General features: G+C 55.6%; 1 tRNA gene and 1 rRNA gene (1 of these 2 cut by a window edge). Both read right to left on the reverse strand.

The annotated features are described in order from the left end of the window. Positions 1–2081 (reverse strand): 23S ribosomal RNA (locus KMAL_RS16070); the annotation flags it as partial. Positions 2082–2446: 365 nt separating this feature from the next. Beyond that, a tRNA-Ala gene (locus tag KMAL_RS16075) sits at positions 2447–2500 on the reverse strand (it continues 22 nt past the right edge of the window).

Raw genomic sequence — 2500 nt, forward strand, 5'->3', positions numbered from 1 at the left:
GGTCCCGGACCAGGCTTACTGGTCTCGGTTAGACATCAGAAACAGTCAGGGTGGTATTTCAAGGATGGCTCCACCGGAACTGGCGCCCCGGTTTCAAAGCCTCCCACCTATCCTACACAGAATGTCTCTGATGCCACTGCAAAGCTGCAGTAAAGGTTCATAGGGTCTTTCCGTCTGACCGCGGGTACCCCGCATCTTCACGGGGAATTCAATTTCGCTGAGCCGATGCTGGAGACAGCGGGGAAGTCGTTACGCCATTCGTGCAGGTCGGAACTTACCCGACAAGGAATTTCGCTACCTTAGGACCGTTATAGTTACGGCCGCCGTTTACCGGGGCTTCAATTCGGTGCTTGCACACCTCCTCTTAACCTTCCGGCACCGGGCAGGCGTCAGGCCGTATACGTCGTCTCTCGACTTCGCACAGCCCTGTGTTTTTACTAAACAGTCGCTACCCCCTGGTCTGTGCCACCCGCCGATGGTTGCCCACTGACGGGTCTTGCTTATCCCGAAGTTACGCAAGCAATTTGCCTAGTTCCTTCAGCATCGTTCTCTCAAGCGCCTTGGTATTCTCTACCAGTCCACCTGTGTCGGTTTCGGGTACGGTCTATATGCCAGAGCTATTTCCTGGAATGCTCCAAAAGCCGGGCCAATCCGATAAGACCCGACAACATATTGCATTCGTCACTTCTGGCAGGCCCAGGAATATTGACCTGGTTTCCATCGACTACGGCTTTCGCCCTCGCCTTAGGGGCCGGCTCACCCTGCGCGGATTAACCTTGCGCAGGAACCCTTGGACTTTCGGCGACAGTGTTTCTCGCACTGTTTGTCGCTACTCATGTCAGCATTCGCACTTCCGATATCTCCAGGGAGGGTCACCCCGTCCCCTTCACAGACTTACGGAACGCTCCGCTACCGCGCATACATAGTATGCACCCACAGCTTCGGCACGTGGCTTGAGCCCCGTTACATTTTCGGCGCAGGGTTTCTATTAGACCAGTGAGCTATTACGCTTTCTTTAAAGGATGGCTGCTTCTAAGCCAACCTCCTGGTTGTTTTGGAATCCCCACATCCTTTCCCACTTAGCCACGATTTGGGGGCCTTAGCTGGTGGTCTGGGCTGTTTCCCTCTCGACAATGGACCTTAGCACCCACTGTCTGTCTGCCTGGCTCATACTTCCGGGTATTCGGAGTTTGGTTAGGTTTGGTAAGGCTTTGGGCCCCCCTAGCCCATCCAGTGCTCTACCCCCCGGGGTAATACCAGACGATCTACCTCAATAGATTTCGCGGAGAACCAGCTATTTCCGAGTTTGATTGGCCTTTCACCCCTAGCCACAGCTCATCCCCGACTTTTTCAACAGGCGTGGGTTCGGCCCTCCAGTGCGTGTTACCGCACCTTCAGCCTGGCCATGGCTAGATCACTCGGTTTCGGGTCTTCTGCCAGCAACTCGTCGCCCTGTTCAGACTCGCTTTCGCTGCGCCTACACCTACCGGCTTAAGCTTGCTGCAAACAGAAACTCGCTGACCCATTATACAAAAGGTACGCCGTCACCCCATAAGAGGCTCCGACTGCTTGTAGGCATTCGGTTTCAGGTCTCTTTCACTCCCCTCGTCGGGGTGCTTTTCACCTTTCCCTCACGGTACTTGTTCACTATCGGTCACCAGGGAGTATTTAGGCTTGGAGGGTGGTCCCCCCATGTTCAGACAGGATTTCACGTGTCCCGCCCTACTCAAGGATCATCACAGACACTACGCATAAGGGGCTATCACCCTCTATGGCCGGACTTTCCATTCCGTTCTGCTTCTTCTGCAACAATCACGGGCCTGTTCCGCGTTCGCTCGCCACTACTGGCGGAATCTCAATTGATGTCTTTTCCTCCGGGTACTTAGATGTTTCAGTTCCCCGGGTTCGCCTCATGCCCCTATGTATTCAGGACATGATACCCATCGCTGGGTGGGTTTCCCCATTCAGATATCCACGGATCAAAGCCTGCTCGCGGCTCCCCATGGCTTTTCGCAGCGTGCCACGTCTTTCGTCGCCTCCTGGTGCCAAGGCATCCACCGAATGCCCTTATCGCGCTCATTCACCACACATGCACAGGAGCCATCCACCCAGGGGCAGACAGTCCCGCACATAAGAAAGTGCAGTTCATCTCACGACCACTCTTCTCTACTTCGTCGTTCATGTACGCTTCCGCCACATCGCACAGCACGCAATACCCCGGTTCCCCGGACCATCGCATGGGTCAGACCAACCCGCGACACGGCACGCACACGAACGCACCAACCTATTCACACTGACAAAGAACAAACTCACCAGACAAAGACACCCGGCGCCGCATCGCGGCTGCCGGACATCCGTCCGATCTCTTTTCCCAACCAACAACCGTCTTCGTCTCAAACCCACCGCCTTCCGGCATCAGGCAGGCCCAACATGACATTGGGCCACCTGGTGGAGGCGGACGGGATCGAACCGACGACCCCCTGCTTGCAAAGCAGGTGCT

Source organism: Novacetimonas maltaceti (assembly GCF_002906255.1).
GTDB classification, from domain to species: domain Bacteria; phylum Pseudomonadota; class Alphaproteobacteria; order Acetobacterales; family Acetobacteraceae; genus Novacetimonas; species Novacetimonas maltaceti.